The organism is Roseitalea sp., assembly GCF_984466335.1.
In genome coordinates, this window is the sequence record NZ_CFIFWG010000015.1 from 1 (window position 1) to 26,141 (window position 26,141).

The 26,141-nt window shown below is 67.8% G+C and carries 30 protein-coding genes; 10 read left to right on the plus strand and 20 right to left on the minus strand.

Annotated features, from left to right (window positions below; translation table 11 throughout):
- Positions 1-191 (plus strand): hypothetical protein (locus tag AC5E6L_RS02640; protein ID WP_491771100.1); only part of this gene is annotated, 191 nt, incomplete at its 5' end.
- A gap of 12 nt (positions 192-203) precedes the next feature.
- Here the strand turns inward: AC5E6L_RS02640 and AC5E6L_RS02645 are convergent.
- The 4 genes from AC5E6L_RS02645 to AC5E6L_RS02660 all read right to left on the minus strand — a co-directional run bounded on the left by AC5E6L_RS02645 (position 204) and on the right by AC5E6L_RS02660 (position 3,477).
- Complete coding sequence (locus AC5E6L_RS02645) at positions 204-1,175, minus strand: beta-ketoacyl-ACP synthase III (RefSeq protein ID WP_491771102.1); 972 nt, start codon at positions 1,173-1,175, stop codon at positions 204-206.
- A complete protein-coding gene (plsX, locus tag AC5E6L_RS02650) occupies positions 1,172-2,248 on the minus strand; it encodes a phosphate acyltransferase PlsX (RefSeq protein WP_491771104.1) in 1,077 nt (358 codons plus the stop codon). The genes AC5E6L_RS02645 and plsX overlap by 4 nt, the downstream gene beginning before the upstream one ends.
- Before the next feature lie 111 nt (positions 2,249-2,359).
- A complete protein-coding gene (locus tag AC5E6L_RS02655) occupies positions 2,360-2,929 on the minus strand; it encodes a YceD family protein (RefSeq protein ID WP_491771106.1) in 570 nt (189 codons plus the stop codon).
- The gene (locus AC5E6L_RS02660; protein WP_491228943.1) at positions 2,926-3,477 is read right to left on the minus strand and encodes a ubiquinol-cytochrome C chaperone family protein; all 552 of its coding nucleotides are present in this window, start codon (positions 3,475-3,477) and stop codon (positions 2,926-2,928) included. Before AC5E6L_RS02660 ends, AC5E6L_RS02655 begins: the two co-directional genes overlap by 4 nt.
- A gap of 113 nt (positions 3,478-3,590) precedes the next feature.
- Between AC5E6L_RS02660 and AC5E6L_RS02665 the strand changes: the two genes are divergently transcribed.
- Positions 3,591-4,112 (plus strand): outer membrane protein assembly factor BamE, encoded by a 522-nt coding sequence (locus tag AC5E6L_RS02665; protein ID WP_491771108.1) that lies wholly within the window; start codon positions 3,591-3,593, stop codon positions 4,110-4,112.
- An 82-nt stretch (positions 4,113-4,194) separates the two neighbouring features.
- On the opposite strand, the gene AC5E6L_RS02670 is transcribed toward AC5E6L_RS02665, so the two are convergent.
- The 9 genes from AC5E6L_RS02670 to AC5E6L_RS02710 all read right to left on the minus strand — a co-directional run bounded on the left by AC5E6L_RS02670 (position 4,195) and on the right by AC5E6L_RS02710 (position 13,627).
- Positions 4,195-6,330 (minus strand): sodium-translocating pyrophosphatase, encoded by a 2,136-nt coding sequence (locus AC5E6L_RS02670; RefSeq protein ID WP_491228942.1) that lies wholly within the window; start codon positions 6,328-6,330, stop codon positions 4,195-4,197.
- Between the two features lie 162 nt (positions 6,331-6,492).
- Positions 6,493-7,752 carry an MFS transporter gene (locus AC5E6L_RS02675; RefSeq protein ID WP_491771111.1) on the minus strand — a complete coding sequence of 420 codons (1,260 nt, stop codon included), beginning with the start codon at positions 7,750-7,752 and terminating at the stop codon, positions 6,493-6,495.
- Positions 7,749-8,240 (minus strand): transcription antitermination factor NusB, encoded by a 492-nt coding sequence (nusB, locus tag AC5E6L_RS02680; RefSeq protein WP_491771113.1) that lies wholly within the window; start codon positions 8,238-8,240, stop codon positions 7,749-7,751. The genes AC5E6L_RS02675 and nusB overlap by 4 nt, the downstream gene beginning before the upstream one ends.
- Positions 8,237-8,680 carry a 6,7-dimethyl-8-ribityllumazine synthase gene (locus AC5E6L_RS02685; protein ID WP_491228939.1) on the minus strand — a complete coding sequence of 148 codons (444 nt, stop codon included), beginning with the start codon at positions 8,678-8,680 and terminating at the stop codon, positions 8,237-8,239. Before AC5E6L_RS02685 ends, nusB begins: the two co-directional genes overlap by 4 nt.
- Positions 8,681-8,722: 42 nt before the next feature.
- Positions 8,723-9,349, minus strand: a complete 627-nt coding sequence (locus tag AC5E6L_RS02690; protein ID WP_491771115.1) for a riboflavin synthase — start codon at positions 9,347-9,349, stop codon at positions 8,723-8,725.
- Positions 9,349-10,458 (minus strand): bifunctional diaminohydroxyphosphoribosylaminopyrimidine deaminase/5-amino-6-(5-phosphoribosylamino)uracil reductase RibD, encoded by a 1,110-nt coding sequence (gene ribD, locus AC5E6L_RS02695; RefSeq protein ID WP_491771117.1) that lies wholly within the window; start codon positions 10,456-10,458, stop codon positions 9,349-9,351. Before ribD ends, AC5E6L_RS02690 begins: the two co-directional genes overlap by 1 nt.
- Positions 10,445-10,927 carry a transcriptional regulator NrdR gene (gene nrdR / locus AC5E6L_RS02700; protein ID WP_491228719.1) on the minus strand — a complete coding sequence of 161 codons (483 nt, stop codon included), beginning with the start codon at positions 10,925-10,927 and terminating at the stop codon, positions 10,445-10,447. The genes ribD and nrdR overlap by 14 nt, the downstream gene beginning before the upstream one ends.
- A gap of 14 nt (positions 10,928-10,941) precedes the next feature.
- On the minus strand, positions 10,942-12,258 hold the full coding sequence (gene glyA, locus AC5E6L_RS02705) for a serine hydroxymethyltransferase (protein WP_491771120.1): 1,317 nt from the start codon (positions 12,256-12,258) through the stop codon (positions 10,942-10,944).
- 94 nt (positions 12,259-12,352) lie between these two features.
- A complete protein-coding gene (locus AC5E6L_RS02710) occupies positions 12,353-13,627 on the minus strand; it encodes a L,D-transpeptidase family protein (protein WP_491228717.1) in 1,275 nt (424 codons plus the stop codon).
- 124 nt (positions 13,628-13,751) lie between these two features.
- Here AC5E6L_RS02710 and AC5E6L_RS02715 point away from each other — a divergent pair, with 124 nt between their 5' ends.
- Positions 13,752-14,579, plus strand: coding sequence for a DUF1295 domain-containing protein (locus AC5E6L_RS02715; protein WP_491771122.1), 828 nt, complete (start codon positions 13,752-13,754; stop codon positions 14,577-14,579).
- A gap of 70 nt (positions 14,580-14,649) precedes the next feature.
- Here the strand turns inward: AC5E6L_RS02715 and ldtR are convergent, their stop codons facing one another.
- Positions 14,650-15,162, minus strand: coding sequence for a transcriptional regulator LdtR (ldtR, locus tag AC5E6L_RS02720; RefSeq protein ID WP_491228715.1), 513 nt, complete (start codon positions 15,160-15,162; stop codon positions 14,650-14,652).
- Positions 15,163-15,314: 152 nt separating this feature from the next.
- Positions 15,315-15,755: a DUF6163 family protein gene (locus AC5E6L_RS02725; RefSeq protein WP_491771124.1), complete on the minus strand. Its 441-nt coding sequence runs from the start codon at positions 15,753-15,755 to the stop codon at positions 15,315-15,317.
- Between the two features lie 123 nt (positions 15,756-15,878).
- On the opposite strand from AC5E6L_RS02725, the gene hemB reads away from it, so the two are divergent.
- The 4 genes from hemB to AC5E6L_RS02745 all read left to right on the plus strand — a co-directional run bounded on the left by hemB (position 15,879) and on the right by AC5E6L_RS02745 (position 19,202).
- Positions 15,879-16,895, plus strand: a complete 1,017-nt coding sequence (gene hemB / locus AC5E6L_RS02730) for a porphobilinogen synthase (protein WP_491771126.1) — start codon at positions 15,879-15,881, stop codon at positions 16,893-16,895.
- Between the two features lie 47 nt (positions 16,896-16,942).
- Positions 16,943-17,440 (plus strand): RDD family protein, encoded by a 498-nt coding sequence (locus tag AC5E6L_RS02735; RefSeq protein WP_491228712.1) that lies wholly within the window; start codon positions 16,943-16,945, stop codon positions 17,438-17,440.
- Positions 17,441-17,520: 80 nt separating this feature from the next.
- Entirely contained in the window at positions 17,521-18,270 is a 750-nt protein-coding gene (locus tag AC5E6L_RS02740; RefSeq protein WP_491771128.1) for an arginyltransferase, read from the plus strand.
- Positions 18,271-18,311: 41 nt separating this feature from the next.
- Complete coding sequence (locus AC5E6L_RS02745; protein ID WP_491228710.1) at positions 18,312-19,202, plus strand: DMT family transporter; 891 nt, start codon at positions 18,312-18,314, stop codon at positions 19,200-19,202.
- Here AC5E6L_RS02745 and AC5E6L_RS02750 read toward each other — a convergent pair.
- Genes AC5E6L_RS02750 through AC5E6L_RS02760 form a run of 3 tightly spaced genes read right to left on the minus strand, consistent with a single transcriptional unit; the run spans position 19,175 to position 21,752 of the window.
- Positions 19,175-19,675: a flavin reductase family protein gene (locus tag AC5E6L_RS02750; RefSeq protein WP_491771130.1), complete on the minus strand. Its 501-nt coding sequence runs from the start codon at positions 19,673-19,675 to the stop codon at positions 19,175-19,177. The genes AC5E6L_RS02745 and AC5E6L_RS02750 overlap by 28 nt on opposite strands.
- Positions 19,676-19,686: 11 nt before the next feature.
- Positions 19,687-20,595, minus strand: a complete 909-nt coding sequence (locus AC5E6L_RS02755) for an aldo/keto reductase (RefSeq protein WP_491228709.1) — start codon at positions 20,593-20,595, stop codon at positions 19,687-19,689.
- Positions 20,595-21,752 carry an LLM class flavin-dependent oxidoreductase gene (locus AC5E6L_RS02760; RefSeq protein ID WP_491771133.1) on the minus strand — a complete coding sequence of 386 codons (1,158 nt, stop codon included), beginning with the start codon at positions 21,750-21,752 and terminating at the stop codon, positions 20,595-20,597. Before AC5E6L_RS02760 ends, AC5E6L_RS02755 begins: the two co-directional genes overlap by 1 nt.
- A 176-nt stretch (positions 21,753-21,928) precedes the next feature.
- On the opposite strand from AC5E6L_RS02760, the gene AC5E6L_RS02765 reads away from it, so the two are divergent.
- From AC5E6L_RS02765 to AC5E6L_RS02775, 3 genes are read left to right on the plus strand one after another with little or no spacing between them, the layout of a single operon-like run.
- Positions 21,929-22,648 (plus strand): GntR family transcriptional regulator, encoded by a 720-nt coding sequence (locus AC5E6L_RS02765; protein WP_491228707.1) that lies wholly within the window; start codon positions 21,929-21,931, stop codon positions 22,646-22,648.
- A gap of 45 nt (positions 22,649-22,693) precedes the next feature.
- Entirely contained in the window at positions 22,694-22,990 is a 297-nt protein-coding gene (locus AC5E6L_RS02770) for a BrnT family toxin (protein ID WP_491228706.1), read from the plus strand.
- A complete protein-coding gene (locus tag AC5E6L_RS02775; protein ID WP_491228705.1) occupies positions 22,968-23,240 on the plus strand; it encodes a CopG family antitoxin in 273 nt (90 codons plus the stop codon). Before AC5E6L_RS02770 ends, AC5E6L_RS02775 begins: the two co-directional genes overlap by 23 nt.
- Positions 23,241-23,291: 51 nt before the next feature.
- On the opposite strand, the gene AC5E6L_RS02780 is transcribed toward AC5E6L_RS02775, so the two are convergent.
- Both AC5E6L_RS02780 and AC5E6L_RS02785 read right to left on the minus strand, forming a co-directional pair.
- Positions 23,292-24,305 (minus strand): glycoside hydrolase family 25 protein, encoded by a 1,014-nt coding sequence (locus tag AC5E6L_RS02780; RefSeq protein ID WP_491771136.1) that lies wholly within the window; start codon positions 24,303-24,305, stop codon positions 23,292-23,294.
- Between the two features lie 180 nt (positions 24,306-24,485).
- The coding region (locus AC5E6L_RS02785; protein ID WP_491771138.1) for a PAS domain-containing hybrid sensor histidine kinase/response regulator at positions 24,486-26,141 on the minus strand (1,656 nt) is incomplete at its 5' end.

Here is a 26,141-nt window from a genome sequence, read left to right on the forward strand (position 1 = left end):
TAGACGGCTTCGGTCAGGTCCGAGCGTGTGACCGTTTTCTCCCCCATGAACCGTCTTTCCGCCAAGTAATGGACCCGCAACGGGCGGAAACGTACCGCCAAAGACCTTTTAAATCAAGCAAATACGCCGTCTTATGGCGGATCCTTCACCAGATTGCCGACGCAGCGCCCGTCAACACCGGCAACCGATGATCCGCACGGCGTTCACCAGCGCACGAGCAGCGCGCCCCAGGTGAAGCCACCGCCCATGGCCTCAAGCAGGACCAGGTCGCCGGGGCGGATGCGACCGTCCCGGACGGCCACCGACAGCGCCAGCGGAATGGACGCCGAGGAGGTGTTGGCGTGCCGGTCGACGGTGACGACGACCTTGTCTTCGGGGATGCCGAGCTTCCTGGCCGAGGCATCGATGATCCGGCGGTTGGCCTGATGTGGCACGAACCAGTCGATCTGCTCGGCGGTGATGCCGGCGGTGGCGAAGGATTGCTCGATCACGTCGGTGATCATGCCGACCGCATGCTTGAAGACCTCGCGACCCTCCATGCGCAGGTGCCCGGTGGTCTGGGTCGTCGACGGGCCGCCATCGACATAGAGCTTTTCCTTGTGCCGGCCATCGGAGCGCAGATGGGCGGCGAGGATGCCGGTGTCCGAGGTCAGCCCGTTGCCCTCGGCCTGCTCGACCACGACGGCGCCGGCGCCGTCGCCGAACAGCACGGCCGTGCGGCGGTCGGTCCAGTCGAGAATGCGCGAATAGGTCTCCGCGCCGATCACCAGCACGCGCCGGGCAAGCCCCGCCCGCACATGGGTGTCGGCCGTGGTCAGCGCGTAGATGAAGCCGGTGCAGACGGCCTGGATGTCGAAGGCCGCGCCATGATGCATGCCCAGGCGGCACTGAATGTCGACCGCCGTCGCCGGGAACGTGTTGTCGGGCGTCGAGGTCGCAACGATGATCAGGTCGATCGCATCGACATCGATGCCCGCATCGGCGAGCGCGGCGAGCGCGGCCGCCTCGCCCAGCGATGCCGTCGTCTCCCCGTCGCCGGCGACATGGCGCTGGAGGATGCCGGTGCGCTGGCGGATCCAGGCGTCCGAGGTTTCCAGCTTCTCTTCGAGTTCCGCGTTGGGCACGGCGCGCCGGGGCAGTGCGGCCCCGACGCCCGTTATGGCCGTTCTTATCATTGCGCGCCCTTTGCCGGGGTGTCGTCCACGAGGGCACCGTCAAGGCCCGCGCGGGCCGGCCCGTCGTGGAAATGCTGAAGGTCGTGGTCGATATGTTCGAGAAGCCGGTTGCGCACCATGTCGTAGGCCATGTCGACGGCCGCCGCAAAGCCCTCATGGTCGGTGCCGCCATGGCTCTTGACGACGATCCCGTTCAGGCCGAGGAAAACCCCGCCATTGACCTTGCGCGGGTCCATCTTGTCGTTGAGCCGGCGAAACGCGCCCCGCGCCAGCACATAGCCCAGGCGCGCAAGCCAGGTGCGGCTCATCGCCGAACGCAGATATTCGCCGATCTGCCGGGCCGTGCCCTCGGCGGTCTTGAGCGCGATGTTGCCGGAAAAACCCTCGGTGACGACGACGTCGACCGTGCCCTTGCCCAGATCGTCGCCCTCGACGAAACCGTGATATTGAAGCCCGTCGAGGCCGGCCTCGCGCAGAAGGCGGCCGGCTTCCTTGACCTCTTCCTGACCCTTGATCTCCTCGACACCGACATTGAGCAGGCCCACGGTCGGCCGCTCGACCTCGATCAGGGCCCGGGCCATGGCCGCGCCCATCACCGAAAAATCGACCAGTTGCAAGGCGTTGGCGCCGATCGTCGCGCCGACGTCGAGCACGATCGATTCGCCGCGCAGGGTCGGCCAGATGGCCGCGATGGCAGGCCGCTCGATATCGGCCATGGTGCGCAGGCAGAACCGCGCCATGGCCATCAGCGCGCCGGTGTTGCCGGCCGACACGCACACATCGGCCTCGCCCGCCTTGACCGCGTCGATCGCCTTCCACATGGACGATTTCCAGCGGCCGCTGCGCAGCGCCTGGCTGGGCTTGTCGTCCATGCGCACGGCGATCTCGCAGTCGACGACCGTGCTGGCCGCCCTCAGAGCGGGGTGATCGGCCAGAACGGGCTCGATCGCGGCGGCCCTGCCGAACAGCAGGAAACGCATCCGCGGATGGCGCTCAAGAGAGAGCGCCGCGCCCGGAAGGACCACGGAAGGGCCGTGATCGCCGCCCATCGCATCAATCGATACAGTGATCACCGTCAAATCGATCCTGTCTTCCTCGCACCGCTCATCGGGGCGCGCCCTGCCCGGCACGGTGGCGGCACCATAGCGATAACGGCCCGCCGCTCAACCGGCAATTTGCCGGATCTATCGGTCCGAACCGGCCTTCAGGGCGGCGAGCGCGGCAAAGGGGTTGCCGCCCGATTCGTCATGGCCGGGCGCCAAATCCGCCGGCACCGCGACGTCCGGCGTCCGGGGATAGGGGTCGAGCGCCAGGGCGAAGAACTGCTCGGCCACCGCGCCGACATCGAGCATGGGCGGCACGAAGGGCTCGGGCGTGTCCGGCCCTTCGGCATCGATGTCGATTTCGGTGCCGGCGCCCGGCTCATCGCACCCCAAGAGCGCCGGAACCTCAGGGACGAACAGGATCTCGAACGGCGCCTCGACCTCGGCCCTCAGCGGCTTAAGCGTGACGACGCAGCGCTGGGTGACCTGCGCGCGCACCGTGCCCGCGACGCGCACGCCGTCGCGCCGCCAGCGCCCGACATCGATCACGGCGACGAAACGCGCAACGGACACCAGGTCGTGGGCGTCGGCCAGGGCGGCGCGCCGGGCGGCGTCCGCCTCGACGGTTTCGGCCCGCCCGCCGGACGGCAGGGCGGAGACGTTCACCGGATGGCTGACCGGCGAAACGGGATCGTCCCGGCCCGCGCTCATGCCCGAACGTCGGCGAGGGGAAATGCGATCCGGCCCGACAAAAGCGCGGCGTCGTCCTGCCCGGCGAGCGCATCGGCGGTCGCGATCATGTAGCCGGCGAGCGCGGACGCATCGAGCGGGGCGGCATCGACGCCGGAGGCGATGTTGCGCGCGAGCGCTGCGGCCAGCGCCTCGCGGTCATCCCGGTCGATCGCCTCCCAATAGGGGCCCATGCGCCCGTAGAACATGCGCGCCAGCTTCTTCATGCGCTTGGGCACGCCGGCATCGCCGACGCCCAGTTCGCGAATGGAGTGGTCGACATCCTTGAAGAACTCGTCGAGCACGTCCTGCGCCAGCGCCTCAAGGCCCGGACCCGCCTTGCGCGTGCGACGCAGAAAAAGGATTAGGTGCAGGCCGAGCGCCTCATAGCGGCCCAGCGGCGTGTCCGGCACGCCCCACCGGGCATACAGAACCGGCTGCCGCGCGGCGGCGACAAGGTGCTCGAAGAGCCGGTCGACGATCGCCCGATTGGCGTTTTGCGCGCTTCGCCGAAACAGTGACACAATCATGCGCATATCCGTGGCCGAGGGACGATGCGCGGCCAGCGCCTTGCAAGCGGATGGCCGCTGGGGTACCGGAGCGGGCCAACGCGGCCGGCGGTCCGGCCAAGGAGATGAACGTCATGGCGCGAAATTTCAAGTCGATGCGGCCGGCGCCTGTCGGCGCGGCCGTTCTGGTCGCGGCCGCCTCGACGCTTGCGGGATGCAACGCGATCAACAATGAGCTCATCAATGTGGGCGAAGTGATGAACATGTCGGAGACGTTCCGGCAGGGTTATGTCGTCGACGAGCAGACGCTGGCGCTGGTGCCGCCCGGCTCAAGCCGCGAGCAGGTGCTGCTCGCGCTCGGCACGCCCACCACCACCAACACGCTCGACAATGAGGCGTTCTACTACATCTCGCAGACACGCCAGCGCCGCGCCCAGTTCCTGAAGCCGCGCCTTGTGGACCAGCGCGTTCTGGCGGTCTATTTCGACGATGAGAACAGGGTCGACCGCATCGCCGACTACGGCATGCAGGATGGCCGGGTGTTCGACTTCATCACGCGCACGACGCCCACCGGCGGCCGCGACCAGACCTTCCTGGCGCAGATCCTGACGGGCAGCCTCGGCGGGCCGTCGGCCGAGTCGGTGCTGGGCCGCTGAAGGCACGCTCCCTGCGGCCGAAAACACGCAACCCCGCGCGGAGCGATCCGCGCGGGGTTCTTCTTGAGGGGTCCGGCGCCGCTTACTGCGCGAGCACGGCCAGCAGCAGGAGCGCCACGATGTTGGTGATCTTGATCGCCGGGTTGACGGCGGGACCGGCGGTGTCCTTGTAGGGGTCGCCGACCGTGTCGCCGGTCACCGAGGCCTTGTGGGCTTCGGAGCCCTTTTCGTGCTTGACGCCGTCCTTGTCGACGAAGCCGTCCTCGAAGCTCTTCTTGGCATTGTCCCAGGCGCCGCCGCCCGAGGTCATCGAGATGGCGACGAACAGGCCGTTGACGATCACGCCGAGCAGCATGGCGCCGACGGCGGCGAAGGCCGATGCCTTGGAGCCGGAGATCAGCAGCACGCCGAAATAGACCACGATCGGCGCCAGCACCGGCAGCAGCGAGGGCACGATCATCTCGCGGATGGCCGCCCTGGTCAGCATGTCGACCGCGCGCGCATAGTCGGGCCGCTCGGTGCCTTCCATGATGCCGGGCTTTTCGCGGAACTGGCGCCGCACCTCCTCGACCACCGCGCCGCCGGCCCGGCCGACCGCCGTCATGGCGATGCCGCCGAACAGGTAGGGGATCAGGCCGCCGAACAGAAGGCCCGCCACCACATAGGGGTTGGACAGTTCGAACGAGATGTCGCCCAGATCGGCAAAGTAGCCGTAGGTGTCCGGGTTGGCGGCGAAATAGGCCAGATCGTTCGAATAGGCGGCGAACAGCACCAGCGCGCCCAGACCCGCAGAGCCGATCGCATACCCCTTGGTGACGGCCTTGGTGGTGTTGCCGACCGCATCGAGCGCATCGGTCGACTTGCGCACCTCGGGGTCGAGCTCGCTCATCTCGGCGATGCCGCCGGCATTGTCGGTGACCGGGCCGAAGGCGTCGAGCGCGACGATCATGCCGGCAAGGCCGAGCATGACGGTGACCGCGATGCCGATGCCGAACAGCCCGCCGAGCTGGAAGGTGGCGATGATGCCGGCAATGATGACGATCGCCGGCAGCGCCGTCGATTCCAGCGAGACCGCAAGGCCCTGGATGACGTTCGTGCCGTGGCCGGTCACCGAAGCCTGCGCGATCGAGTTGACCGGGCGCTTGTCGGTGCCGGTGTAATACTCGGTGATGATGACGATCAGACCGGTGACGATCAGGCCGACGATGCCGCACACGAACAGGTTCGCGCCGTTGATGGCCTGGCCGGCGACAATGCCGATCTCGCCCCAGCCGACGGTCAGCCACGTCGCCACCGCCAGGCTGAAGATCGTCAGGACGCCAGTGGCGATCAGGCCCTTGTAGAGCGCGCCCATGATCGAGCCGTTGGTGCCCAGGCGCACGAAGAAGGTGCCGACGATGGAGGTGATCAGGCACGCCGCGCCGATCGCGAGCGGATAGAGCATGACCATTGCCAGCACATCCGTGCCGGCAAAGAAGATCGCGGCCAGCACCATCGTGGCGACGACCGTGACCGCATAGGTCTCGAACAGGTCGGCCGCCATGCCGGCGCAGTCGCCGACATTGTCGCCGACATTGTCGGCGATGGTCGCCGGGTTGCGCGGATCGTCCTCGGGGATGCCGGCCTCGACCTTGCCGACGAGATCGCCGCCCACATCGGCGCCCTTGGTGAAGATGCCGCCGCCCAGGCGGGCGAAGATAGAGATCAGCGAGGCGCCGAAGCCGAGCGCGACCAGCGCGTCGATCACGGTGCGGCTCTCGGGGGCGTGGCCGATGACGACGGTCAGGACGTAATAGTAGATCGCAACGCCCAGAAGCGCCAGGCCAGCCACCAGCATGCCGGTGATCGCGCCCGACTTGAAGGCGATGTCGAGCCCGCCCGACAGCGAGTGGGCGGCCGCCTGGGCGGTGCGGACGTTGGCGCGCACCGAAACGAACATGCCGATATAGCCGGCAACGCCCGACAGGACCGCGCCGATCAGGAAGCCGATGGCCGCGGTCGCGCCCAGAAAAAGCCAGGTCGCCGCGCAGACGACGGCGCCGACAATGGCGATCGTCGTATATTGCCGGTTCAGATAGGCCTGCGCGCCCTCGCGGATGGCGCCGGCGATTTCCTGCATGCGGGCGTTGCCCTGATCGGCGGCGAGCACCGACCGGGTGGCCCAGACCGCATAGACGACGGAAAGCAGGCCGCAGCCAATGACGGCGAGAAGTATCATCGAATGTCCTCCTGACGGGTCCGTTCAGATCCCCCGACGAACCGTAGAACGCAACGGCAGGGCCGTCACGGCCCCGCATCGGCGCTGTCTATGCAAAATGGGTGTCGGGGGGTCAAGGCGGCCGGCGCCGTTTACCCCCATGGTTGAACGCGCGCGCACCGTTCAAGCTCCGCGCGCGGCGGCGTGCCGGTCATGCAGGACGAACGCGGCGAGCAAGGCCAAGCAGGCCAAGGCCACCGGAAGCAGGATCAGGTTCAGGGCGATCCAACCCGCCTGGGCCGTCTCGCCGAACCAGTTGAGCGTAACGCCGGACATCAGGGAGGCGAAGGCGACGGTGCCGAACAGGGCGAAATCGTGGACGCCCTGGACCTTGTTCTTCTCGGCCGCCGTGTAGGTGTCGGTGATCATCGCGGTCGCGCCGATGAAGCCGAAGTTCCAGCCGACGCCGAGCAGGATCAGCGCCAGCCAGAACTGCCAAAGCGCGATGCCCGAAAGGGCGACGAGGGCGCAGACGATCAGGATCGCAAGGCCGGCGGCGACCACGGCTTCCTTGCCGAAGCGGGCGATCAGATGGCCGGTGACGAAGCTGGGGGCGAACATGGCCATCACGTGCCAGGAAATGCCGAGCGTTGCCTGCTCGGCGGAAAAGCCGCAGCCGACCATGGCGAGCGGCGCGCCGGTCATCAGAAAGCTCATCAGGGCATAGGAGGTGACGCCGCAGGTGAACGCGACGAGAAAACGCGGCCGGGCGACGATCACGCCGAGCGCGCGTTCGGGCGCGGCCGGCGGCGCGCCGGCTCCGGCAGGCTCGGCATGGTCGGCGATCCTGAGCGTCGACAGGATCAGCGCGCCGAGAAGACCAAGGCCGATCACGGCGACAAAGGCGCCGGCGAACTCCACCGGGGCGAACAGGTTCTTGGTGTGGATCACGGCCTGCGGACCGATGATCGCCGCGAAGACGCCGCCGCCCAGCACCCAGGAGATGGCCTTGGGCTTGAACAGTTTCGGCGAGGCGTCGGCGGCGGCGAAACGGTATTGCTGAACGAAGGCGCCGCCGAGCCCGATCACCATCAGGCCCATGGCGAAAAGCCAGAAGCTGGTCTCGAACAGGCCGAGCGCGGCGATCGCGCCGCCAAGCGCGGTGACCGTCGCGCCCGACACGAAGCCGTTGCGGCGGCCGACCGCGCGCATCAGCATGGCCGCCGGCAGGGCGCCCAGCGCCACGCCGATGTTGAAGCCGGTGACCGGCAGCGTGGCGAGCGCCTTGTCGGCACCGAGAAGATGGTGGCCGGCGAGCCCGCCCAGCGAAATGGCGACCGGTGCGGCGGCGCCGACGACCGCCTGGGAGGCGGCGATGGTCAGCGTCGCGCGCTTGGCGTGCGCAAGATCGCAGAACGGCGAGGCGGCGGTTGCGACTGTCATGCGCCCTCCCCGGCGCCTTGGTGTTGCGTTTGCCGGCGCGCGATGCGGTCGAGCACGGCGTTGACCATGCGCGGCTCGTCGCCATCCTCGAAGAAGGCGTGCGCAATGTCCAGATATTCGCTTACAACGACGGCCGCAGGGACATCCTTGCGGTGAATCAACTCCCAGGCCCCGGCCCGCAGGACGGCCCGCAGCGTGCCGTCGAGCCGCGACAGCGGCCATTGATCGGTCAGCGATTCGCCGATGACCGGGTCGAGCCGCGCCTGCTCGGCCACCACACCGGACAGGATCGCCCGGAACCAGGCAGGATCGGCGTCGCGGTACCGGACGCCGTCGATCTCCTTTCCAAGCCGAAAGGTCTCGTATTCGGCGGCCGTTTCCAGAACCCCGGAGCCCGACATGTCCATCTGGTAGAGCGCCTGCACGGCGCCCAGGCGCGCCGCGCCGCGCTTGTTGGCAGCCCTGGTCCGGGACGTTTCGGCGTTCACTGCCGGCCGAGCCTGTCGCGCAGGGCGATCATGACAAGGGCGGCGCGGGCGGCCGCGCCGCCCTTGTCCTTGCGGCCACGATCGGCCCGCGCCCAGCCCTGCTCTTCATTCTCGACGGTCATGATCCCGTTGCCGATGGCCAGCGGGCCGGCGACGGCGAGATCGGTCAGCCCGCGCGCGGATTCGTTGCAGACGAGTTCGAAATGGTAGGTCTCGCCGCGAACGACCATGCCGAGCGCGACATAGCCGTCATAGGGCGTTTCGGCCGCCTCGGCGAAGGCAATCGCAGCGGGGATTTCGAGCGCGCCGGGCACCGTGACCACGTCATGGGTCGCATCCGCCGCATCGAGCGCGGCCTTCGCCCCGTCGAGCAGGGCGTCCGCCAGGTCCTCGTAAAAGCGCGCCTCGACGATCAGGATATGGGGCGAACGGGACCTCATCGGTGCGGGGCGCCTTCGGACTATTGCAGGGTCGGCGGTGCCCTACGCCTCTTTTTGCGCGGCCGCAAGCCGGTCGGCATAGTGGGCGACGTAACGCGCGATCGGATCGATCTCAAGGTTGACCCGGTCGCCGGCCGCGCGCCGCCCCCATGTCGTCGCGTCCAGCGAGTGGCGGATCAGCAGCACGTCGAACCAGTCGCCCCCGACGCCGTTGACGGTCAGCGACGTGCCGTCGAGGGCGACCGAGCCCTTGGGCGCGATGAAGCGCATGAGAGGGTCCGGCGCTTCGACGACGAAACGCACCGCATCGCCCTCCGGGCGGACTTCGACGATGGTCGCCATGGCGTCGACATGGCCGGAGACCATGTGCCCGCCATATTCGTCGCCGGCGCGCAGCGCGCGTTCGAGATTGACGGGCGTGCCGGCCCGCCAGTGGCCGGCGGTCGTCAGGCGCAGCGCCTCCTCCCACGCCTCGACCTCGAACCATGGCGCGTCGGCCCCCTCGCCCGGCAGCGCGACCACGGTCAGGCACACGCCGGCGCAGGCGATCGAGGCGCCGATCCCGATGGTGGCGGGATCGTAGCGGGTGGCCATGCGAAAGCGCTTTCCCCGCGGCAGGTCGGCGACCGCGATCACCGCGCCTATATCGGTGACGATGCCTGTGAACATCAGTCCTCGCGCTCCAGAAGCATGAACCGGTCCGGCCCATAGACCGCGCGGCGCGCCACGGCAAATCCGGCGGGAAGCGCCTTGCCCGAAAAAGGCGCCTCGATGCCCCCATCGCCGACGACCGCATCGCTTTCGAACAGCGCGATGCGGTCGACCAGCCCTTCGTCGAGGAAGGCGCCGGCCACCGTCGCGCCGCCCTCGACCATCACGCTCGCAACGCCGAGGGCGGCCAGGTCCTGCACCAGTTCGGGCAGCGCGATGCGGCCGTCCACGGCCTCGCCGGCGATCAGCCGTACACCGCGCCGGGCCAGCGCCCTCGCCCGGCCGGACAGCGGGTCGGCGACCACCGCGTGGACCGCAGGCCATGCCGCGCTCCGCGCCAGCTTCGAGGACAGGGGCAGGCGCGCCTGGCCGTCGAGCACGATCCGGCGCGGCGAACGGTCCTGCATCCCTTCGAGCCGGCAGGTCAGTTCGGGATCGTCTTCCAGCACGGTGCCGATGCCGACCAGGATCGCGTCATGCTCGGCGCGCATGAGGTGCGCCTGGGCGCGGGCCACAGGACCAGTGACGGCGAGCTGGCCGGCCCCTTTCCGGCCGATCATGGCGTCGGCCGAAACGGCCAGCTTCAGAGTCACTTGCGCGCGCTTCTTCAAAGACTGAATCAGGTAGGCGCCGAGCACGTCGCGCGCGCCGGCCCGATCGCGGTCGGCGATCACGTCGATGCCCGCCTGGCGCAGGATCGCATAGCCCTTGCCGGCGACCCGCTCGTCGGGATCGGACACGGCGGCGACCACCCGCGCGATGCCGGCGGCGACCAGCGCCTCGGCGCAAGGGGGCGTGCGGCCGTGATGGGCGCAGGGCTCCAGCGTGACATAGGCGGTGGCGCCGCGCGCCGCAGCGCCCGCCTCGTCGAGCGCGATCGTCTCGGCATGCGGGCGCCCACCGACGGCGGTGATGCCGCGCCCGACGATCGCGCCGTCCCGAACGATCAGCGTGGCGACGGAGGGGTTGGTGCCGGTGTGGCCAAGATGCCAGCGGCCCAAGCGCAGGGCCGCGTCCAGAAACCGCCTGTCATCCGCCGTCACGGCGCCCGTGTCACTCGGCGGCATCGGCGCGGGGGTCGGGGTCGGAACCGGCGATCTCGCCGAGCAGATCGGCGAAATCCTGCGGATCGCGGAAGTCCTTGTAGACCGAGGCGAAGCGCACGAAGGCCACCTCGTCCATGCGCTTGAGCGCCTCCATGACCATGGTGCCGATCCCGTCGGCATGGATGTCCTGCTCGCCGGAGCTTTCAAGCTGCCGGACGATGGCGGACACCGCCCGCTCGACCCGGTCGGGATCGACGGGGCGCTTGCGCAGCGCGACCTCGAAGGAGCGCGCCAGCTTGTCGCGGTCGAACGGCACCTTGCGGCCGCTCTTCTTGACGACGGACAGTTCGCGCAACTGCACGCGCTCGAACGTGGTGAACCGGCCGCCGCAATCGGCGCACACCCGGCGCCGGCGGATCACCGTGCCGTCCTCGGCCGGGCGGCTGTCTTTGACGGCGGTGTTTTCGGTGTGGCAGAACGGGCAGCGCACGCGCGCGGCTCCTCTCAGCTCAGATGCGGATAGATCGGGAACCGCCCCGTCAGTTGCAGAACCTCGGCCTTGACCGCTTGCTCGACGCCAGAGGCATCGCCCTCGTCGCCGGCCTGCGCCAGCCCCTCGACGACGCGGACGATCAGCCGGCCCACCTGCCGGAACTCGGCCGGACCGAAACCGCGCGTCGTCGCCGCCGGCGTGCCCAGCCGGATGCCGGACGTGATCGTCGGCTTTTGCGGATCGTCGGGAACGCCGTTCTTGTTGCAGGTGATGAAGGCGCGGCCGAGCGCGGCCTCGGCGGCCTTGCCGGTCACGCCCTTGGGGCGCAGGTCGACCAGCATCAGATGGGTGTCCGTGCCGCCCGAGACGATCTGCATGCCGCCCTCGGCCACCGTCTGCGACAGAACCTTGGCATTTTCGACCACCGCGCCGATATAGCTGCGATAGTCGGGCTGAAGCGCCTCGCCGAAGGCGACCGCCTTGGCCGCGATGACATGCATAAGCGGACCGCCCTGAAGGCCCGGAAAGACCGCCGAATTGATCTTCCTTGCGATGTCGGCGTCGTTCGTGAGCACCATGCCGCCGCGCGGGCCGCGCAGCGTCTTGTGGGTGGTCGTCGTCGCCACATGGGCGTGCGGGAACGGGCTCGGATGCGCGCCGGCCGCGACAAGCCCGGAAAAGTGCGCCATGTCGACCCACAGATGCGCGCCCACATGGTCGGCGATATCGCGGAAGCGGGCAAAATCGATCGCCCGCGAATAGGCCGAGCCGCCGGCGATGATCAGGCGGGGCCTGTGCTGCTCGGCAAGGGCTGCGACCTGCTCATAGTCGATCAGGCCGGTGTCCAGGTCGAGGCCGTACTGGACCGCGTTGAACCATTTGCCCGAAAGGTTCGGCCGGGCGCCGTGCGTCAGGTGGCCGCCCGCATCGAGGCTCATGCCCAGGACCGTGTCGCCGGGCGCGGCGAGCGCCAGCATCACCGCCTGGTTGGCCTGGCTGCCCGAATTGGGCTGGACGTTGGCGAAGCCACAGCCGAACAGCGCCCTGGCCCGCTCGATCGCCAGTTCCTCGGCGATGTCCACATATTGGCAGCCGCCATAATAGCGCCGGCCCGGATAGCCCTCGGCATATTTGTTGGTCATGACCGAGCCCTGCGCTTCCAGAACCGCCCGGCTGACGATGTTCTCGGAGGCGATCAGCTCGATTTCGTCGTTCTGGCGCCGCAGCTCCCTGCCGATCGCATCGGCGAGCTCGGGATCGCGCCCGGCAAGGTCGCGGGCGAAGAAGGCGTCTGAAAGATGCGGCGCGGCGGCGCTGTCGGTCGACATGGAGCGGTCCTCGGCATTGGGTTGACCCGGAAGCGGCGCCATACCATGGGCGCCGGTGCCTGTCATGCCCGGCGCCGGCCGCGGGCAAGCGCGCTCAGAGCGTCGTCGACGTCAACCGGAGTTCGTCGACGCCGTCGCGCCTGTAGATGTCGTCGCGGAAATGGACCGTGCCGCCATCGGCCGCCCAGGCCGAGACATAGACGAAATAGACGGGCACATGGACCTCGACCGGAATTTCGGTGTTCACGCCCGAGGCGACGACCCGCTCAAGCCGGGCGCGGTCCCAGCCGGGCGTCGATTCGAGCAGCCATAACGTCAGTTCCTGGATGTTGTGCACGCGCACGCAGCCCGACGATTCGAACCGCAGGAACCTGCCGAACAGGCTCTGCTGGGGCGTGTCGTGCATGTAGACCGCGTGCGGGTTGTGGAAGTTTATCTTGGTCGAGGACATGGCGTTGATCTTGCCCGGGTCCTGGCGGAAGCGCAGATCGACCGCCTCCTCGGTCGACCAGTCGACCAGTTCCGGCGGCACCTCGCTGCCCTGCGCGTCGAACAGGCGGATCTTGTTGCGCGTCAGGTAGGTGGGGTCCTGGCGCATCAGGGGAATGATGTCCCTGCGGATGATCGACCTGGGCGCGGTCCAGTAGGGGTTGAGGATGACCTCGTGGATGCGCGAGGACAGGATCGGCGTCTGGCGGTCGATCTTGCCGACGATCGCCTTGTGCCGCAGCGCGACCCGGCCGTCCTCGACCGCCTCGATCTGGGCGGCGGGAATGTTGACCATCACATAGCGGTCGCCCAGAAAGCCGGACATGGACCGCAGGCGCACCAGATTGGTTTCGAGCTGGCCGAGGCGGACCGGCGCGGAGACGTTGAGCGCGGCCAGCGTGTGGTTGCCGACGATGCCGTCGGCCGTCATGCCGTGGCGCACCTGATAGCGCTTGAGCGCGCCGTCCAGGAACGTGTCGAAGGTGGCGCTGTCGCCGGCGCTGCGCGGCAGGTCGCCCGAAACGACCAGGCGCCGGCGCAACCGGCGCACCGCATCGTCCTGAACGCCGACCCTGAGCGCGCGGGTCGCGTTGACGCGCGGCCACCCGCCCGAGGCGACGATCCGGCGGTAGCGATCGATCGCGCCTTCGACATGGAAGGCGGTCTCCTGGCTGAGAACCGGAACGCGCGTGTTGGCGACGGCGCTGACCCGCTGGCCGGCGGCGTCGAACTGGTCGTCCCAATGGCCCCGTTCCGACGATCGGAGGATCTCCGTGATCGTGGCCTGGGCGGCGGCGCTGCCCGTGGCGGCCGCCATCGCGCCCGCGCTGCCGGCCGCCTTCAGAAACGCCCGCCTGCTGGTTGATTTAAATCCGGTCATTGTCGATCCGCGTAATCCCGTCAGAACGCCCTGGGGTTTGGCTGACGCTGGAGTTCTAGCCCCGCCCGCTTAACAAATCGGAAACCATCGAGGTCGGTTTCCCGTTCCGTGAAAGGTGCGAGGCATGGAAGCATCGCTGATTGTGACATTCGCCATAAGCTGCTTGGCTTTCACAGGAATATGGCTGATTAATGTCATGACCGAGGACGCCGGCGTGATCGATTATTGCTGGGGTCCGGGCTTTTCGGTGATCGCGCTCGCGCATGCCGGGTTTCACGGCGTCGCAGGACCGCTGCACTGGGTCCTGCTCGGCGCGGTGCTGGTCTGGTCGATACGGCTGGCGGCGCATCTGATCCGGCGCCACCACGGATCGGCGCGCGAGGACGGCCGCTACCGGGCGATGCGCGATGCGGGCGGTCCGTCCTGGTGGTGGGCGAGCCTGTTCAAGGTCTTCCTGCTTCAGGCATCGCTGCTTTGGCTCATCGCCGCCCCCCTGCACGTGGCGTTCATCCCGAGCGAAGCCGCGCCGGTGTCCGTCGCGCTGTTCTGTGCGGGCATGGCGCTTTTCATGGCCGGGTTCGCGGTCGAGTGGATCGCCGACACGCAATTGTCCACGGGCAAGCGCGTCGCCGGTCAGGGGGCGCCGGAGACCGTCATGATCGCCGACGGGCTTTGGGCGGTCAGCCGGCATCCGAACTATCTGGGCGAGATCGTCCTGTGGTGGGGCCTGGGCATCGGCGCCTACGCCCTGTCGGGCAACCCGGTCGCGCTTGCCGGACCGGCCCTTCTGACCCTTGTGGTCCGAGGCGTGTCGCTGCCGCTGACCGAACAGCACATGCTGCGCACGCGCCCGTCCTATGCGGCCTACGTCCAAAGCGTGCCGGCCCTGATCGGCCTGCCGGGCCGGAGCCGGCGCACCTCGGCCACCGGCCACAAGCAGCCGGCCGAATGACGAACGGCAAGGCCGGCGAACCAAGGGCCAGGTGCGACCGCCCGGCCCCCGCCGCCAAGGAGACCGCGCCTCAAAGGCGGTAGAGGATCGTATCGTTCCAGAACCGGTCCAGGCGCTGCATGGCGCGGTTCATCTTCTGGAACTCCTCGGCGTTGATGCCGCCGACCGCCTCGATCGAGGAGATGTGGCGCTCATAGAGTTCGGCGACGACCTCGGCCACCTCCATGCCCTTGTCCGTCAGCGAGATGCGCACCGAGCGCTTGTCCGACTTGGACTTGATGTGATTGATGAAGCCTTCATGGGCCAGCTTCTTGACGTTGTAGGAAACGTTCGAGCCCAGATAGTAGCCGCGCGAACGCAACTCGCCCGCCGTCAGTTCGCTGTCGCCGATGTTGAACAAGAGGATCGCCTGAACGGCGTTGATGTCGTCGCGGCCCGAACGGTCGAACTCGTCCTTGACCACGTCCTGCAAGCGCCGGTGCAGGCGCTCCACGAGCTGAAGCGTCTCGTGGTAGAGACGCCGCAACGCGTCGGCGTCCGATTCGGCGCGCGGCGCGCCCAAAATGTTGGACTGGTTGATCATGACTGCCTCACATGTCTGGTCGGCGATGTGTCCCGCCTTTGTGAGGATCAGCCTAGTCAAAGCGCATAAAATACGACTTAAACGCAAGCGTTAACACGCCGTTACGCAACCGCTTGCTTAACGGAAGGTCAAGCGGCGGGGATGGTTTCGAGCTATCGGCGCCCGCGCCGCGTCAGGCGGGCGGAGCGCCGCTCGACCACCGTCGCAACGGCCACGACGACCAGGACCGTCAGCCCGATCATGCCGGCGGCGGCGATCCCGGGCCGGGCGGGAAAAGCCTGAGCGAACGGGCCGTGGGCGGCGATTTCGGCGCCGGTCGCTGCGACCCAGAGCACCACGCCCCAGCGCGAGACAAGCCAAAGACCGAGCGCCGCCGTCGGCATCAGGAGTGCCAAAACGGTATAGAGAATGCTGGCATGGACGGCGAGCAGGTCGAAGCGAAACGCGCCGTCGGCGACAAGGCCGGTCAGCTTGGCCCAGTAGAGAAGACCAGAGGCGAGCGCGAAGACGGCGATCAGCCGCATCAGCAGCTCGAAGAGCCGCTCGACCCTCCCCTTGCGCGCCCGTCCCAGCCCGGCTTCGAGCATCACCATCGCGACCGCCCCTTGAACCGCGCTTCGAACCGGCCTTGCCTAACGTAACGGTTTGCGAAAGGCAAAGCCCATTGTACATGCGACACCTTAACCGAGGTTGGAAGCGGCGGGAGCGGATTGGCCATGGCCCAGGACAAGGAGCGGCGCAGCGTCGACGAGATCACAGGTGGACGGCGCTTCCGGCGCATGCGCAAGGCCGACTGGGCCCGCCGCATGGTGCGCGCGAGCGCGCTGACGCCCGACGACCTGATCTGGCCGATCTTCATCATGGAGGGCGAGGACGGGGCAGAGCCGATCGGCGCGATGCCCGGCGTCGAGCGCTTCACGCCCGACCGCGCCGTCGAGGCCGCGCGGCAGGCGCACGCGCTCGGTATTCCCGCGGTGGCGACCTTCGCCAACATTGTCCGCGCGTGCAAGGACCGCACGGGCAGCCACGCGCTCGACGCCGACAACATCATCAACCGGGTCACCGCCGCGATCAAGGAGGCGGTTCCGCAGATCGGCGTGATCACCGATGCCGCGCTCGATCCCTTCACCGATCACGGTCATGACGGCGTGCTGCGCGACGGCGTCATCGTCAATGACGAGAGCGTCGACATCATCGCCCGCGCGGCGGTCCTTCAGGCGGACGCCGGCGCCGACATCATCGCCCCGTCGGACATGATGGACGGGCGGATCGGCGCGATCCGCCGGGCGCTGGACGCGGCCGGGCACCAGGAGGTGGCGATCATGTCCTATGCGGCCAAGTTCGCCTCGGCCTGCTACGGACCCTATCGGGAGGCGATCGGAACGGGCGGGCTGCTCAAGGGCGACAAGAAGACCTATTATGTCGATCCGGGCAATTCGGACGAGGCGGTGCGCGAGGCCGCCCAGGATCTCGACGAGGGCGCCGACATGGTGATGGTCAAGCCGGGCCTGCCCTATCTGGACATCTGCTACCGGATCAAGACCGAGCTTCAGGTGCCGGTGTTCGCCTATCAGGTCTCGGGCGAATATGCGATGATCGAGGCGGCCGCAGCCAATGGCTGGATCGAGGCGGACACGGTCGTGCTCGAAAAGCTCCTCGCCTTCAAGCGCGCCGGCTGCGACGGCATCCTGACTTATTTCGCGCCGCGCATCGCGCGGCTGCTGGCGGGCTGACCGCGCCCCGCCTTGAAAGACGGCGAGCCGACCGCCATGTCCCTGCCATGACGGACACGACGCACACCGCCGGTCCCGCCGCGGGCCGGTATGAGGACGAGCGCCTTTATGAAGGCGTCCGGACGCGCCGGATCCTCGCCTTCCTGATCGACTATGTGCTGGTCCTGGTGCTCGTGGCGATCGCCGTGCCGGTCGTCGCCCTCGTCGGGGTGGTGACGTTCGGGATCGGATGGCTGCTCTATGCGATCCTCACCCCGGCCGTCGCACTCGCCTATATCGCCGGGACCGTCGGCGGACCGAGGCAGGCGACGCTGGGCATGCGCGCCATGGACATCAGGCTCGAACGCTATGACGGCCAGCCGATCGACCCGATGACGGCGATCGTGCACGCGGTCCTGTTCTGGGCGGCGAACGCGATCCTGACGCCGCTCGTCCTGCTCGTCGGCCTGTTCACGCGCCACAAGCGGTTGCTGCACGACCTTGCGCTGGGCACGGTCGCGGTCAGGGCGGAACGGGACGGACCGCCGGCCGGCGGCGCCATCTGAGTGCTTGACCGGAAGCGCGGACATGCCATTGTTGTGATCCGCGCGCGCTGCGCCCAAGGGAGAAGAAGCGGCACCGGTCCATGACACGACACAGCGCCAAGGCGCCCCAGTTCTTCCTGACCTCGCCGGCCCCCTGCCCCTATCTGGAGGGGCAATTCGAGCGCAAGGTGTTCACCCATCTGGTCGGCGAGAAAGCCTCCGAGATGAACGACCTTTTGACGCTGGGCGGCTTCCGGCGCAGCCAGAACATCGCCTACCGGCCTGCCTGCGAAAGCTGCCGCGCCTGCGTGTCGGTGCGCATCCTGACCGACGAATTCACGCCGACGCGCTCGATGAAGCGGATCGCGCGGGGCAATGGCGACCTGATCGGGACCGAATACACGGCCGAACCCTCAAGCGAGCAATATTCGCTCTTTCGCCGCTATCTCGACGTCCGCCATTCGGGCGGCGGCATGAGCGACATGACCGTGCTCGACTATGCGATGATGGTCGAGGACACCCACGTCAAATCCAAGGTGATCGAATATCGCCGCCGGGGGCCGGACAGTTTCGCGACCGGGCGCGGCGAAGGGCCGCTGATCGCCGTCGCCCTGTCGGACAGGATGAGCGACGGCTATTCGATGGTCTATTCCTTCTTCGATCCGGCCGAGGACCACCGCTCGCTGGGCACCTTCATGATCCTCGATCATATCGAGCGCGCGCGGCGGCAGGGGTTCGCCCATGTCTATCTGGGCTACTGGGTCGCCGGCTCGCGCAAGATGGACTACAAGATCCGCTTCCGCCCGCAGGAACACCTGACCGGCAATGGCTGGGAACGCCATGAGGACTGACCCGGCTTGACGGCTTGTTTCGCAGTCCGCCAGGTGCGGCGATGACGTCCCATTCCAGGGGCCTGCTGCTGACCGCCGTCGGCGGCATCGCGCTCAGCTTCGACATACCGATGATCAAGCTGGGCGGCGGCGATGCCTGGTCGGCCATGCTGCTGCGGTCGGGAACGGCCTTTGTCGCCGCGCTCGTGATCTGGCAGGTCGCGCGGCGCCTGACCGGCCGGGACATCGCGCTGCTTCCGGGCCGCGCCGGACCGGTCATCGCCCTTCTCTACGGGCTGACGGTCGTCGCCTTCGTCATCGCGGTCAAGAACACGAGCGCGGCCAATGTCGCCTTCATCATCGCGTTCACGCCCGCCTTCACCGCGCTGATGAGCTGGCTGATGCTGAAGGAGCGTCCCTCGGCCGCGACGCTCGCGACGATCGCTGTGATGATGGGCGCGGTCGGCATCATCGTTTCGGACGGACTGCGCGCGGGCAGCCTGCTGGGCGACCTGTGCGCGCTGACCGCCTCGCTGCTCATCGCCGGCGTCATCACCCTTTCGCGCGCCAGCCGCGCCGATATGGGCTTTGCGCCGATGGTCGGCGGCATCGTGCCGGCGCTGCTGGCGGCGCTGGTGCTGGGCTGGCAGGGCGCGCCGGTGAGCGTCGACGCCGCGTTCTGGCATCTGTTCAACGGCGCGGTGCTGCTGCCCGTCGCCTATTGGTGCCTGGCGACGGGCCCGAAATACATCTCCGCGCCCGAGGTCTCCATGTTCTATCTGCTGGAAACCGTGCTCGCGCCGATCTGGGTCTGGCTGATCTTCACCGAGGCGCCGCGCGCTGCGGTGCTGGCCGGAGGCGCGGCGCTGGTCGGGGCGCTGGGCGCCCATGCGCTCTGGCAGCTTCGCGCCAATGGCCGGCGCGATCAGTCGTCGGCGACGAAGGCGCCGTGAACGTAAAGAAGCGGCGCTGCGGGTTCGGCCGCAAAGCCGACCACCCGGCCGATCAGGACGTTGTGGTCGCCGGCGCTCACGGCATCGGCGAGCGTGCAGTCGAACCAGGCGATCGCGCCGGAAACGCGCAGGCGTCCGCTGGGCAGCCGGCACGCATCGACGCCGTCGAACCGCGCATGCGGCGGCCCCTTGGTGAAGTGCCGGGCAAGCGCGCGCTGGCCCGCGCCGAGCACCGAGATCGTGTAGCCGCCGCCGTTCAGGAAGGCCGCGCGGCTGGCGCTTTCCTTGCGGATCGACCACAGAACCATGGCCGGTTCGAGCGAGACGGTGTTGAAGGAATTGCAGGTCATGGCGTGGTCGGCGCCCTCATGGCGCGTCGCAGCGATCGTCACGCCGGTGGCGAAACAGCCCATGGCGCGCTTGAGTTCGGCCTGCTTGAGCGCGGTGAGGCTCAGATGGGCGTCGGCGTTCATCGGAATTCCTCTCAAGGCAGTTCGGCGCCTTCGGCAAGGGCCCACAACTCGAACCAGGTCTGGCGATCCATCGTCACGTTCAGGGCATCGGATATGTTCCCGATCCGGCCCAGGGAATTGGTGCCGACGACGGGCATGATGCCGGCGGGATGGGCCAGAAGCCAGGCGAGCGCGACCGCCTCGGCGGCAACGCCGGACGCCTCGGCAAGCTGGGTCAGGCGCGGCATGACGCGCTTGCCGACCTCGCTGCCGGGCATGAACAGTTCGCCCCCGCCCAGCGGCGACCAGGCCATCGGCGGCATCGCGTCCATCTGCGCCCTGGCGATCTGGCCGTTGGTGAAGGACGATCGGTTCAAAAGGCTGATCTCGATCTGGTTGGTCAGGAGCCGGTTCTTCATCGCCGATTGGAGCAGGTCGATGTCCCACGGCATGAAGTTCGACACGCCGACGCCCCTGACCTTGCCTTCGCCGATCAGCGCGTCCAGCACGGCGCCCGTCTCGTGATGGTCCATGAACGGGTCGGGCCGGTGGACCAGCAGCATGTCGATCGCCTCGACGCCAAGCCGATGCAGGGAATTGTCGACCGAATCGCGTATGTGGGCCGCCGAGGTGTCATAGTGCTTGACGCGCCGGCGCGGGAATTTGTCCGGCGAGACGAGCATGATGTCGCACTTGGTGATGATCTGCATCTTCCGCTTGAGCGCGCCATGGCCGTGCAGCGCCCGGCCGAACAGGGCCTCGCATTCATAGTCGCCATAGATGTCGGCGTGATCGAAGGTGGTGATGCCCTGGTCGAGACAGGCCTCGACCTTCTCGACGACATGGCTCGGCGAGCGGTCGTGATCGTCGGCCAGCCGCCACACACCGTAGATGAGCCGGCTCATGGGCGGCACGCCATGGCCGAAGTCGATGTAGTCCATCAGCGTCTTTCTCCAGCGCCCAGCGGGGTTGCCGGCGTTTCGAGGGGCACCCGCCCATAGACATGGGGCAGCGAGCAGGTTTGCAAGTGCGGCAAGACCTTCTGCCCGAAATTGACGCATTCATCCAGATGCGGATAGCCGGAGAAGATGAAGGCGCGGATGCCCATCTTGCCGTAGCGCTCGATCTTGTCCATGACCTGGTCGACCGAGCCGACGAGCGCGGCGCCGCAACCCGAGCGGGCGCGGCCAATCCCAGTCCAAAGGTGCGGCTCGACAAAGCCTTGCTCGTCGGACCTGTCGCGGTTCGCCGCTTGCAGCGAGACGCCGTAGGTCCTGGCGTCGAGGGCGCGGCCGCGGATCTCCTCGCCCTTGCCGTCATCGAGCCTGGAGACGAGTTCGTCGGCATATTCGCGCGCCTCGGCCTCGGTGTCGCGCACGACCATATGGACGCGCAGGCCGTAGTCGAGCACACGGCCGTGGGCCTCGGCCCGGGCATGGACCGTCCTCATGCGCTCGGCGAGCAGGGCCTCGGGCTCGGGCCACATCAGATAGACGTCGCAATGGCGGCCGCACAGTTCGACCGCGTCCGGCGAATAGCCGCCGAAGTAAAGAAGCGGGCCGCCGTTCTGCTGGTAGGGACGGACCGGATCGGTGTTCAGCCCCTTGAACCGGTAGATCTCGCCCTCATAGTCGATCGTATCGCGCGTCCAGGCCTGGCGCAGGATCTCCACCACCTCGGTCGAGCGGCGATAACGCAACGCGCTCGACGCCTCCTCGCCGGGCTGGTTGGAGGAGATCACGTTCAGCGTCAGCCGCCCCTTCATGACATGGTCGACGGTCGCCACCGCGCGCGCCAGCATGGCCGGATGCACCTCGCCGCAGCGGATCGCCGCCAGCATGTTGATCTTATCGGTCAGCGGCGCCATGGCGGAGACGAAGCTCCATGTGTCCTGGCCGACCTGGTAGGAGGACGGGCATAAAATGTTGCGGTAGCCGAGCCTGTCGGCGGTCCGCACGATCTCGCTGGTATGGTCGAAGGACGAGCGCAGGCCGCCGTCCGGCACGCCCAGATAGCGATAGTCGTCGGAACAGATCGGCGCGAACCAGGACACTTCGGCCGCATCCAGATCGGCGCTTCTTACCGGCACCACGGTCATGGCGATGGTCTCCCGAACCTGGGGGCACGCACGCATGACCCCGCTTGCGGCGCCTGCACACGCCGTTCCAAGCCACAGCTAGCATTGCGGCAGATATGTATCAATAGTGAATGAATTGAAGCGGTGACAGCGCTTTTTCCGCGCCCTAAGGTGGCCGCCATGCGGGAGGGCGAGCCGTGGCGGCACGTCGGGTCAAGGGCGGCGCGCTGCCGCTCTACATACAGATTTCGGAACTGCTCGCGCGCGAGATCGCCGCCGGCATCTGGCCGGACGGCGCCCGCCTGCCCACCGAGGTGGAGCTGGCGCGGGGCCTTGGCGTGGCGGTCGGCACCCTGCGCAAGGCGCTGGCCGATCTGGAGGGGCGCGGGCTGCTCGAACGCATCCAGGGTTCGGGCACCTATGTCCGGGCCAGGGCGCGCACGGGCGCGATCTACGAGTTCTTCCACCTCGAACTCAAGGACGGCGCGGGACTGCCGACGGCCGAAATCGTGTCGCTCGACCGGCTGCCGCATCCGGGATTTGCGCCGCGGTTCGGTGACGGACGGTCGACCGAGGCGTGGCGCATACGGCGCTTGCGCCATCTGGGCGACGTCCCCGCCGCCGTCGAGGAAATCTGGTTCGATGCGCGGCACGCGCCGGCGCTCGATGCGGCGGACATTCCCGAATCGCTGCACCTGTTCTACCGCGAGGCGCTTGGGTTCTGGATCGCCCGCGTCGAGGATCGCGTCTCCGTGGCGCCCTGCCCCGGTTTCGTGCCGGCCGGCACGCCCTTCAGGCCCGGCGCGCCGCTCGGCCATGTCGAGCGCGTCTCGTGGGGCAATGCCGACACGATCGAGGAATATTCGCGCAACTGGTTCGACCCGGCGAGCGTGGCCTATGTGGCGCGGTGGATATGAGCTTGTGCGTTTGTCCATGCTTTTGTATATACAGATCGGCGCGCGATGAGGATCGACGGCTTCGATTGGGACGCCGGCAACTGGCCCAAATGCGCCAAGCACGGGGTGAGCAGGGCGGAGATCGAGTTCGTTTTGCTCGCCGACCCGATGGTTCTGCCGGATCGGACGCCTGTGAGCACGGAGACGCGGTTCAACGCCGTTGGACGAGGCAGCAAGGGTCGCCACATCTTCGTGGTGTTTGTTCTGCGCGGGCGGCATGGACGACAATTGGCCCGGCCGATCAGCGCCCGGTATATGCACCGCAAGGAGATTGCCCGCTATGAGCAGCGACGCACCTCGTAAGCTCAAGATGTTCCCGCGATTTGCGTCCGATGAGGATGCCGAGCGTTTCGTCGATGAAACGGATTTGTCGGAGTATGATTTTTCGGACTTCAAGCCGATGCGCTTCGAACTCCGGCGCAAGGACAGGCAGGTCAATCTGCGCATGCCGCAAGACATGCTGGACGCGGTCAAGGCCCGCGCGAAGCAGCGCGATATCCCCTATCAGCGCTTCATCCGCGAGGCGATCGAAAAGGCGCTCGTCACCGGTTGACCCCGTCGCCGGAACACCGGGCCGGCATGGTCGCGCCGGACACCGGCGCGTTCACCGCGTCAGGTTCCGCGCCAGCCAGTCGTGCCAGCCTTCCTCGGTGCCGTTGAAGACGTTCAGGTCGATCTGCGTTTCGACGCCCTTTGCGGCCGTGCCCGTTCCCGAATACTGCCAGAAGGCGAACGGCCGGTTCGGATAGCGCGCGCGCGGATGGGCGGCCACCGAGCGCAGCCAGAAGGAATGGTCCTTGAACCGGCCCCGCAGATTGTCCTCGTAGAAATCGGGCGTCGTATAGATGATCGGCCTGACCCCGTAATGGGCCTCCAGCCGGTCCATGAAGACCTGCATCTTCCTGAGCACCGTCGCGCGGGGAGGCTTTGTCGGGCACGAGCGCTTGTTGCCGTACCACTCCACATCGATCACCGGCGGCAGGGCGCCCGGCTCCTTCGGCACGTGGCGGATGAACCAGTCGGCCTGTTCGGAGGCGGCGCGGCACCAGAAGAAGAAGTGATAGGCGCCGCGCGGAATGCCCGCCTTGTGGGTCTGCTCCCAATTGCGCCTGAACAGGCGGTCGACATGCCTGCCGCCCTCGGTCGCCTTGATGAAGGCGAAATTGGCCCCTTGCGACCTGAGCGCGGCCCAGTCGATCTCCTCTTGCCAGTGCGAGACATCGACACCGTGGACCGCGAACATGGCGGGCGAGGCGCGGCCGAAATCGACGGGCTTTGCGTCGCCGAAGCGGGGCGCATGGATCTGGCGGCGACTGCCGGCGCGCGACGGCTCGGCGGCGGGGCTTTCGGGCCGGGCCAGCGCGACCTTGAAGGGCGCGGCGACCGGCGCCTCCTCGATCGCGGGCGCGGTGCGCGCCAGGGCGGACGCGACGACCGGCGTCGCGGTGTCGGATGGAACATCGACCGAAGGAACGGGCGCGGGTGGCATGATGGAACCGGTGACCTCGCGCGAAGGCTGGGGCAGGTGAAGCACGTCGACGCCGGAAGAAGCCGTGCAACCGCCCGCCGCCACCGCCGAAAGCACGCAAAGACCGGCCGCGCCGAAAAGACCACGCATGAAAACGCTCTAACCCTTTGATTATAAGCATGTTCTTATCCGAAAACCGCATACACTTTTCGGAAACATGCTCCAGGTTCGAGGACGATTGCGGCGCCGGACGGCGGCGTACCGCAGCGACGTTACGGCCCAATTCCTGCCAAAGTGAGAATCGGGATGGTTAACCGGCCACCGGGCGCCCTATTCAGCGGCCGCGCGCGGTGCCGGAACCCTTGTCAACATCGCGCGCAGCGCGGCCGGCTTGAGCGGCTTGTTCAACAGATGCACGCTGGCGGCCGTCGTCTCCCCGCGCAGTTCGCCCGACCGGTCGGCGGTGACCAGAACGGCGGTGATCTCATTTTGATAACGCGCGCGCATGTCGGCGATCACCTCCATGCCCGTGCCGTCGTCCAGATGATAGTCGGCGATGATTACCTGCGGGTCGACGCCGTGGTCGTCGAGCGCGCGGGCCAGCATGTCGCGGCGCGGCGCGGCGATCACCGTGGCCCCCCAACCCGTCAGCAGCACGCTCATGCCCGACAGGATCGTTTCGTCATTGTCGATGCAGGCGATCGTCAGCCCGGTCAGGATGGCGCGGCGCGGGGCGGCGCTGACGGGCGCGGCGGCCGCAAGGGACGAGGCGACGGCGTCCACCGTCGGCACCGAGACCCGGAACACGGTGCCCCGGCCCGGCCGGGAGTCGAGCGTCACCTCAAGGCTCAGCACGCGCGAGATCCGGTCGACGATCGACAGGCCAAGCCCAAGGCCGCCGGCGATCCGCGCGCCGTCCGACAGGCGCTGGAACTCGTCGAAGACGCGCGCCACCTTGTCATGGGCGATCCCGATGCCGGTGTCGTGGATGGCGATCACCGCCTCGTCGCGATGGCGGCGCACGCCGATCAGCACGCGCCCCTCATGGGTGTATTTGATCGCGTTGGAAACCAGGTTCTGAAGGAGGCGGCGCAGGAGGTTGCGGTCGGTCTCGACGATCAGGCCGGTGCGCACGAGGCGGACGTCGAGCCCCTTTTCGCCGGCCATGGGCGCAAAGTCGGTTCGCACCTGTTCGAGCAGGTCGGCCAGGGGAAAGCGCGTCGGACTGGGCGTGAGTGCGCCCGCATCGAGCCTTGAGATATCGAGGACGGCGCCGATGATGTGCTCGACCGATTCGAGCGCGGAATCGATCTTGTGGGCGATCTCGCGGTTTGTCGCATCCGCCTGCCCGCCCATGCGCTCGACCAGCGAGGAGGTGTAGAGCCGCGCCGCGTTGAGCGGCTGCGAGATGTCGTGGCCGGCCGCCGCCAGAAAGCGCGTCTTGCCGATGTTGGCTTGCTCGGCCCGGCGCCGGGCGATCGCCAACTCCTCGTTGACCTCGGTCAGCTCGGCCGTGCGCGCCCGAACGCGCATCTCAAGGCTCTCCTTGGCGCGCTTGAGCGCCTCGTCGGCCTCGACCCGCCCGGTGATGTCGGTATAGGTGATCACGAGCCCGCCATCGGGCATCGGGTTGGAGCGGATTTCCAGGATGCGCCCGCTGCGGCCGAGCGGCAGTTGCCAGGCGCGGCGAAAGCGCGTGACATTCTCCACCAGCGCGCGCTCGGCCTCCACCGAAATCTGGCCGGCCTCGACCAGCGTGCCGGTGATCGACTTGAGCGGCATGCCGAAATTGCCCATCTCGGGCGGCAGGCCCAGAAGGCGCCGAAACTGCCCGTTCCAGTTGGTCAGCCGGTACTCGTCGTTGAACACCGAGATGCCCTGGTCCATCTGGTCGAGCGCCTTTTGCAGCAGATCGCGGTTCTGCTGAAGCGCCTCGGACGCATCGTCGAGCAGTCGGAGCAACTCCGCCGTCTGGTCGCGGATCTG

What these genes read in the sequence shown, in the direction of transcription:
- AC5E6L_RS02660 (WP_491228943.1), bottom strand. Translation starts at nt 3,477, where the DNA reads ATGATTGTGTCACTGTTTCGGCGAAGCGCGCAAAACGCCAATCGGGCG.
- AC5E6L_RS02670 (WP_491228942.1), bottom strand. Translation starts at nt 6,330, where the DNA reads ATGATACTTCTCGCCGTCATTGGCTGCGGCCTGCTTTCCGTCGTCTAT.
- AC5E6L_RS02745 (WP_491228710.1), top strand. Translation starts at nt 18,312, where the DNA reads ATGACGTCCCATTCCAGGGGCCTGCTGCTGACCGCCGTCGGCGGCATC.
- AC5E6L_RS02750 (WP_491771130.1), bottom strand. Translation starts at nt 19,675, where the DNA reads ATGAACGCCGACGCCCATCTGAGCCTCACCGCGCTCAAGCAGGCCGAA.
- AC5E6L_RS02645 (WP_491771102.1), bottom strand. Translation starts at nt 1,175, where the DNA reads ATGATAAGAACGGCCATAACGGGCGTCGGGGCCGCACTGCCCCGGCGC.
- AC5E6L_RS02665 (WP_491771108.1), top strand. Translation starts at nt 3,591, where the DNA reads ATGGCGCGAAATTTCAAGTCGATGCGGCCGGCGCCTGTCGGCGCGGCC.
- AC5E6L_RS02690 (WP_491771115.1), bottom strand. Translation starts at nt 9,349, where the DNA reads ATGTTCACAGGCATCGTCACCGATATAGGCGCGGTGATCGCGGTCGCC.
- AC5E6L_RS02735 (WP_491228712.1), top strand. Translation starts at nt 16,943, where the DNA reads ATGACGGACACGACGCACACCGCCGGTCCCGCCGCGGGCCGGTATGAG.
- glyA (WP_491771120.1), bottom strand. Translation starts at nt 12,258, where the DNA reads ATGTCGACCGACAGCGCCGCCGCGCCGCATCTTTCAGACGCCTTCTTC.
- AC5E6L_RS02655 (WP_491771106.1), bottom strand. Translation starts at nt 2,929, where the DNA reads ATGAGCGCGGGCCGGGACGATCCCGTTTCGCCGGTCAGCCATCCGGTG.
- AC5E6L_RS02740 (WP_491771128.1), top strand. Translation starts at nt 17,521, where the DNA reads ATGACACGACACAGCGCCAAGGCGCCCCAGTTCTTCCTGACCTCGCCG.
- AC5E6L_RS02725 (WP_491771124.1), bottom strand. Translation starts at nt 15,755, where the DNA reads ATGGTGATGCTCGAAGCCGGGCTGGGACGGGCGCGCAAGGGGAGGGTC.
- ribD (WP_491771117.1), bottom strand. Translation starts at nt 10,458, where the DNA reads ATGCCGCCGAGTGACACGGGCGCCGTGACGGCGGATGACAGGCGGTTT.
- AC5E6L_RS02760 (WP_491771133.1), bottom strand. Translation starts at nt 21,752, where the DNA reads ATGACCGTGGTGCCGGTAAGAAGCGCCGATCTGGATGCGGCCGAAGTG.
- hemB (WP_491771126.1), top strand. Translation starts at nt 15,879, where the DNA reads ATGGCCCAGGACAAGGAGCGGCGCAGCGTCGACGAGATCACAGGTGGA.
- AC5E6L_RS02685 (WP_491228939.1), bottom strand. Translation starts at nt 8,680, where the DNA reads ATGAGGTCCCGTTCGCCCCATATCCTGATCGTCGAGGCGCGCTTTTAC.
- AC5E6L_RS02715 (WP_491771122.1), top strand. Translation starts at nt 13,752, where the DNA reads ATGGAAGCATCGCTGATTGTGACATTCGCCATAAGCTGCTTGGCTTTC.
- ldtR (WP_491228715.1), bottom strand. Translation starts at nt 15,162, where the DNA reads ATGATCAACCAGTCCAACATTTTGGGCGCGCCGCGCGCCGAATCGGAC.
- AC5E6L_RS02710 (WP_491228717.1), bottom strand. Translation starts at nt 13,627, where the DNA reads ATGACCGGATTTAAATCAACCAGCAGGCGGGCGTTTCTGAAGGCGGCC.
- AC5E6L_RS02780 (WP_491771136.1), bottom strand. Translation starts at nt 24,305, where the DNA reads ATGCGTGGTCTTTTCGGCGCGGCCGGTCTTTGCGTGCTTTCGGCGGTG.
- AC5E6L_RS02755 (WP_491228709.1), bottom strand. Translation starts at nt 20,595, where the DNA reads ATGGACTACATCGACTTCGGCCATGGCGTGCCGCCCATGAGCCGGCTC.
- AC5E6L_RS02770 (WP_491228706.1), top strand. Translation starts at nt 22,694, where the DNA reads ATGAGGATCGACGGCTTCGATTGGGACGCCGGCAACTGGCCCAAATGC.
- AC5E6L_RS02675 (WP_491771111.1), bottom strand. Translation starts at nt 7,752, where the DNA reads ATGACAGTCGCAACCGCCGCCTCGCCGTTCTGCGATCTTGCGCACGCC.
- AC5E6L_RS02775 (WP_491228705.1), top strand. Translation starts at nt 22,968, where the DNA reads ATGAGCAGCGACGCACCTCGTAAGCTCAAGATGTTCCCGCGATTTGCG.